This is a genomic window from Ferroglobus sp. (genome assembly GCF_015521575.1).
In the GTDB taxonomy this organism is placed as follows: domain Archaea; phylum Halobacteriota; class Archaeoglobi; order Archaeoglobales; family Archaeoglobaceae; genus Ferroglobus.
Genome location: NZ_WANY01000214.1, coordinates 1 through 5,586, shown reverse-complemented (window position 1 = coordinate 5,586; position 5,586 = coordinate 1). Strand labels below are relative to the sequence as shown.

General features: G+C 44.2%; 5 protein-coding genes and 2 pseudogenes. 1 reads left to right on the top strand and 6 read right to left on the bottom strand.

Annotated elements, in window-relative coordinates; genetic code table 11:
* The 4 genes and pseudogenes from F7C14_RS08595 to F7C14_RS08580 form a co-directional block, all read right to left on the bottom strand.
* A pseudogene (locus tag F7C14_RS08595) lies at nucleotides 1–1,298 on the bottom strand (acetyl-CoA decarbonylase/synthase complex subunit alpha); the annotation flags it as partial.
* Between the two features lie 105 nt (nucleotides 1,299–1,403).
* Nucleotides 1,404–1,799, bottom strand: a complete 396-nt coding sequence (locus tag F7C14_RS08590; protein ID WP_290901860.1) for a hypothetical protein — start codon at nucleotides 1,797–1,799, stop codon at nucleotides 1,404–1,406.
* A complete protein-coding gene (locus F7C14_RS08585; RefSeq protein ID WP_290901858.1) occupies nucleotides 1,799–3,001 on the bottom strand; it encodes a formylmethanofuran dehydrogenase subunit B in 1,203 nt (400 codons plus the stop codon). The genes F7C14_RS08590 and F7C14_RS08585 overlap by 1 nt, the downstream gene beginning before the upstream one ends.
* 2 nt (nucleotides 3,002–3,003) lie before the next feature.
* Entirely contained in the window at nucleotides 3,004–3,474 is a 471-nt protein-coding gene (locus F7C14_RS08580; RefSeq protein WP_290901856.1) for a (Fe-S)-binding protein, read from the bottom strand.
* Between the two features lie 167 nt (nucleotides 3,475–3,641).
* Here F7C14_RS08580 and F7C14_RS08575 point away from each other — a divergent pair, with 167 nt between their 5' ends.
* Complete coding sequence (locus F7C14_RS08575) at nucleotides 3,642–4,352, top strand: glucose-6-phosphate isomerase family protein (RefSeq protein ID WP_290901854.1); 711 nt, start codon at nucleotides 3,642–3,644, stop codon at nucleotides 4,350–4,352.
* On the opposite strand, the gene F7C14_RS08570 is transcribed toward F7C14_RS08575, so the two are convergent.
* A complete protein-coding gene (locus F7C14_RS08570) occupies nucleotides 4,338–5,108 on the bottom strand; it encodes an NAD+ synthase (protein ID WP_290901862.1) in 771 nt (256 codons plus the stop codon). The two genes, F7C14_RS08575 and F7C14_RS08570, sit on opposite strands and share 15 nt — an antisense overlap.
* Nucleotides 5,098–5,586: pseudogene (locus F7C14_RS08565) on the bottom strand (ornithine carbamoyltransferase); the annotation flags it as partial. The gene F7C14_RS08570 and the pseudogene F7C14_RS08565, both read right to left, overlap by 11 nt.

Here is a 5,586-nt window from a genome sequence, read left to right as displayed (position 1 = left end):
GTCTTTTGGGCGTGAGCCATTCCTTGGTCAATCCTCAGATTGTGCGGGCAAGTAAAAACGCAGCTCATGCACTGCGTACACTTGTTTATCTCATTCCACAACTCCTCGTCATTTGCAAAGAACCTGTACTTCCTATTTCCTCCGTGCTTCTTAAAGATTGCCTCAGCAACAAGCGGAGCAACCTGTCCAACCTTCTCCGGCACTGGCAGGAAAACACCCGGCAACTCTCCGCTGACAAGAGCGTTGACGATCTTTTCGACTGGCCAGTCGCTTGCATCTGGCAAACCTCTCGCTGCTGCGTCGCTCGTTGCTATTAACGGAATGCCCATAGCCTTGCAAGCCTGCAGCAAGTCCGCTCTTATGCACTGTTCGTCACTTATCATTACATCAGGAATTCCGGACCTTATGACTCTCAACTGGTAGCTTATCGGACCGAAGATTTTAGCTCTTCCCCCACTAACTCTCGTCATGTCGTGGGCTGTACAGCAAAGTCCAGCGATTTCGAAATCATCAAGTCTACCCATCTCCTCAAGGTAATCGAGAATCGGTTTGGAATACAGAACGTTGTGACCCACAACCACGATCACAGGCTTGTTCTTGTCAACTATACCAAACCCCGTATCCGTCAACGGAACGTTTGGTTCAGCTTTCGGCATGTTGTAAGCTACAATCTGAGCTATATCTGCTATTTCCATCACCACATGGTCAACCATGCTTATGTGCATCGCTTTACTCTCGTAGTCAAGGTAACTCTCTTCGTTTCCTATGTGCGTTGCATGCAAAACTCTCATCAACTCTCTCTCAGCCCACTCCATCGCTTCCCTCAAATCCCCAAGAGTTCTTGGTCTTATTCCAACGACGGTTCTTATTATTGGAGCTTCTACATTTACATTTCCTCCGAGGTCAATCGGATAATCTTCCCCAAGCTCTTCAATTAAATGATCAAGTAAGTGTCTCGCATGTCCTCCGTGGGAGGCAGCTCCGATACAACAAGCAATAGTAACGAGTCTCGCCTTAGCAGTCTTTAAATCAATTCCGCAAGCTCCTTTCTTGTTCTGGGACAGATCGCAGGGACCCATCGTACAGAGGTTGCAGAAGTCTTGGACGGGAGCGTAGAAAGGTTCGTATCTCTCAAGCAACTTCATGTCCCACTTTCTCAACTCGATGATTCCCGGTTTCGGAGTTGGGCCCATCTCTTCTGCCCATTCCTCAGCTTCCTCGATTACCTTACCTATTTTTATGCTTACGTTCCTCATTTCGTCTATCGCAAAAATACCCTCTCTCAACTCAAACGCCATACAAACACCTCCATCCCACAATTAACTTTTGTTTTAAAACTATATACGTTTTTCCCTTTTATTCGAAATTCCCGGTTAACGAACTTTAACTTATAGGTCATAATTCTATCCCCTTTCTTTTATTATTGTTATTATTTCATCGGGTTTTGTAACCTCTCCGTCTGCTAACTCCACTGTGGCTTTAAACTTTTTGAAATTTTCAAAATCCGTAAGGTAGGAAGCATATATGCTGTTGGGAATAACAGCACCATTTTCCGGAGCTGCATCGGTGTAAAGGAGTTTGAGTTTTACCGATCTTCCGTTTGCAGTTATTTTAACGATGCTCCCCTCTTTAAGTCCGTTTTTCTTCGCAAATTCTTCATCGACATAAATTACAGCGGAACTCTCCACGTAATCTTCGCTGAACTTTCCCCTGTCAACCCCTTCGCTCTGAAAGCTAATTCTCGCGACAACAACTTCAACTTCAAACTTTTTGAGGTATTTGGCAAACTGGAGCGGCATCAGACCACCTCCAGAAACTCGTTCAAAATCGTGACATCGTTGATTTCCCTCTGCTCCAGCGGTTCAAGCTCAACTTCCACCCCGTCAATCCTCTTCATCTTTCCTCCCGTCTCTATTCCGGAAATAGCTGAGGGAATAACCACGCTCGCAATTTTTCCTGTGAAGTTCTCCCTCGGATCGATGACGATCGTTTTGATCTTAGCAAGTTTTTTCGAGTATTCGAAAGGCAGAGAAGCTACTGGGTCGGTGCCAATAACTACCGCCGCATCTATCTTTTCCTTTTCGAGTAACTCGTAGAATGCAAAATCTTTCGAAGATCTCTTCTCTCTGAAGCTGTACTTGTTAACTTCCCTAACTTTTTCGAAGAGAGTTTCGTTAAAGCCGCGCATGTTTGGGTGGCATCCAGCTGGAATGAAGTAGACTTTCGTTCTCTCATTCAGCTTCTCCATCATTTCGATGAATTTTTCGTAATTTCCTTTCAGCCCGTATCTCAATCCAAGTCCGCCGATTATAACGTTGAAGTCCGATTTTTCCATCTCTTTAACGATTCTTGGAACGTCCTTTTGATAAACCTTCGGCGCTTTACCTTCGGCTGCATCTATAAAAGCTTGCACGAGCTCAAGATCGTCGTTAACCTTGATAAACTTCGCATTTTTCTTAGCCAATTTCGCTGTGTGGGTCTTTCTTATATCTGCTACAACAAGAAATCTGTCCTCTTCATACCCACGCTGCCTCTTCTTGCCCCTCGGATAGTACGTGAACTTAGACATGTGTCTTGAAAGGCTGTGGAAAGGGTCTGTTCCCCAGTAAAAAATCACGTAGGCGTAATCTCTCACTTCATCGAGGGTTGTTGTTGGAAGTTTACCTCTCAAAATTAATTCTACAAAATCCCCAAGACAGAAGGTTGAGTTGTCGTCTATGTAAGCCTCCTTTTTTTCAGCAATTTCTACGGCAAGCTTTTGAGCTTCAAGGGTTGTCGTGTCGAGTCCGTAAATGGCAAGATTTTCCGCTTCGCTTACAATTTTCTTCGCTTCTTTCATAGCCTCCTCAAAGCTTACTTCCTTTCCGTCCACTTTAGGTTTCGCTCTGGCTTCGTTGTGATGAGTGAGAAGAGTAGATCCTTTTCTACATGCGTGGAGTACCTTTCCATCTTTGATTTCAACATCCTCGCAAAGTAAAGCACAGCCGGTACAAGTTACCATGTTTATCCCTCCAAGAAACTTATCGCATCTGTCGGGCAATTTTCTCTGCAAGCCACGCAAAGAACTCTGTTCTTTCCGTACCTTCTGCAAATCGTTAAGTTAATTACCTTCACCTTGCCGTCTTCTACTCTAAGAATCGGATTCTCCATCTTAATGCCCAGCCCACTCCCCGCTCCGTAAGGGTCTTCCGCAGCATGAACCGGGCAAACAACTATGCAATTGGCACAGCCAGTGCACTTGCTCTCGTCAACTATTAACCCGGTCTCAGTAGCCTCTTTTAGAGGTTCAAGGAGTTTTAAAAGTTGTTCCCTCTGCTTAGCGTACTTATCCTCTTCGAAAAGTGGTTTACAATCTTCTATTTGCTTTTCTCTGTTTATGACTTTGAAGGCAAAACTCATGCAAGTAGGCTCTCCGCACTTCTTGCAGTTCGTTTTGGGAAGCAGCTTGTAAATTTCCATCGGAGTTATAGCCATTAACTGGAACTCGCCAGATTAATAATTTAAGCTTTCGCTTTTTGTTAATTTGTAATCAAAACTGTTATCAAAAAATTATTGATTATTGTTATTAAATGATAACAAAAATTTATTTGGTAATAACCAATAGAAAAACTTAACTCCACTATCGAAAACGAGATAAAAACATGAAAATAAGAATGGGCGACCTGGTTTTCGAAGCGGAGATAAGGTGGGTTGAAGATTTAAAGCCCGTACTTGCGTATCCCGAAGAAATAGGGAAAAACTTCCCAGCGTACTACATGTTCAGAGACGTTTACAAGGAGAAAGGAGATAAAGAAAAGATCGCTGAACATGGAGTGAGATACGACATCACCTACATTCCTCCGGCCAAGATCGGAAAAGAGCTCATAAAAACATACGGACATTACCATCCGAAGGCGAATTCGGTCAGCTACCCAGAGGTTTACGAAGTTCTTGAGGGAAAAGCGATATACCTACTCCAGAGGGATATAGAAGTGAGTAGAGTTGTCGCTGTTTTTGCTGAAAAAGGAGATAAGGTAATTATTCCTCCAGACTACGGACACGTGACGATAAACCCGGAAGATAAGCCGTTAAAAATGGCTAACTGGGTCAGCAGAAACTTCAAATCGATATATGAGCCATACACGGAAAGAAGGGGTGCTTGCTATTATTATACCACTGATGGATGGTTGAAAAATGAAAAATACGAGCAAATTCCAGAGCTTGAAATTGCAAAGTGTGACTTCGAAGAGATTCTCGGGCTGTCGAAGGACGAGGAGATGTACTCCCTCGTGGATGATCTAAAAAAACTTGACTTTCTAAACAACCCAGACAAATACGCTGAAAAACTCGAAAAAACACTAAGAGTCGATTAAAGCTCTAACCGGTGCGATGGGAGGCATTTCCCTCTTGTGTCTGCTCGATTCTATCAACCTCAAAACCCTCTCAACTTCTTCTTTCGTCACACCAGCAACTTCAGGTATTTTTTCCACGGGCACACCACTTTCAATAGATTTCAAAATGCTGTCGAGCTTTTTGTAGCTTAAACCTATTTCATCCTCGTCCGTCTGCCCTCTCCAAAGCCTTGCGGAGGGCTTTTTCTTTATTATCCTCTCAGGCACACCTAAGTATTTCGCAAGCTCCCAGACCTCGGTTTTATAGAGATCGCCGATTGGCAGGAAATCTACACCTCCGTCACCGTACTTCGTGAAGTATCCCACTCTAAGTTCGCTCTTGTTTCCAGTTCCAGCGACAAGCAAATTTCGCTTGTTAGCGAAGAAGTAAAGGATCGTCATCCTAACTCTCGGCTTTATGTTAGCTAACGCAACCCCATTGCTTCCAAGCTTCGAAATGAAGCTTTCGACTATTTCGTTTATGAAAACGACTTCGTGATCAATTCCGAGTATTCTACAAACTTCAACGGCATCCTCAATATCCTCTTCCGGAGTAACTCCCTTCTCGGGCATTATAACTCCGAGAACTCTATCCTTTCCGAGAGCTCTCGTCGAGAGAAAAGCCACGGTTGCGCTGTCAACTCCTCCGCTTATTCCCACAACGACTCCGTTCGCTTTCGCTTCCTCAACCTTCTTCTTTATAAACTCCTCAATTCTCTCCGCAACCTTATCCCACATCACTACCACCTATGAGCTTGAGAAGCAGAGCTTTTTGAGCGTGCAACCTATTCTCAGCCTGATCGAAAACAACGGAATACTCGCTATCGATAACATCGTCGGTAATTTCCTCCCCCCTGTGTGCTGGTAAACAGTGCATGACTACCACATCTTCCTTAGCTTCGTTAACCAGTTCCATGTTAACCTGGTAGGGTCTAAAAACTTTTAGCCTTCTTTCCCTCTCCTCCTCCTGCCCCATCGACGCCCATACATCAGTATATATCACATCCGCTTCTCTAACAGCCTCTTTGGGGTCTCTAACTATTTCGAACCTCCCTCCAAGTTCTCTGGCTTTCTTCAAAATTTCATTCGGCGGATCGAAACCCTCAGGAATCGCTAGTTTCAATTCAAAACCAAGAATTGACGAAGCTAAAAGCAGCGAGTTGCAGACATTGTTGCCATCTCCAACCCACGCCACCTTCACGTCTAAACTCCCCTT

What these genes read in the sequence shown, in the direction of transcription:
- F7C14_RS08580 (WP_290901856.1), bottom strand. Translation starts at nt 3,474, where the DNA reads ATGGCTATAACTCCGATGGAAATTTACAAGCTGCTTCCCAAAACGAAC.
- F7C14_RS08590 (WP_290901860.1), bottom strand. Translation starts at nt 1,799, where the DNA reads ATGCCGCTCCAGTTTGCCAAATACCTCAAAAAGTTTGAAGTTGAAGTT.
- F7C14_RS08585 (WP_290901858.1), bottom strand. Translation starts at nt 3,001, where the DNA reads ATGGTAACTTGTACCGGCTGTGCTTTACTTTGCGAGGATGTTGAAATC.
- F7C14_RS08570 (WP_290901862.1), bottom strand. Translation starts at nt 5,108, where the DNA reads ATGTGGGATAAGGTTGCGGAGAGAATTGAGGAGTTTATAAAGAAGAAG.
- F7C14_RS08575 (WP_290901854.1), top strand. Translation starts at nt 3,642, where the DNA reads ATGAAAATAAGAATGGGCGACCTGGTTTTCGAAGCGGAGATAAGGTGG.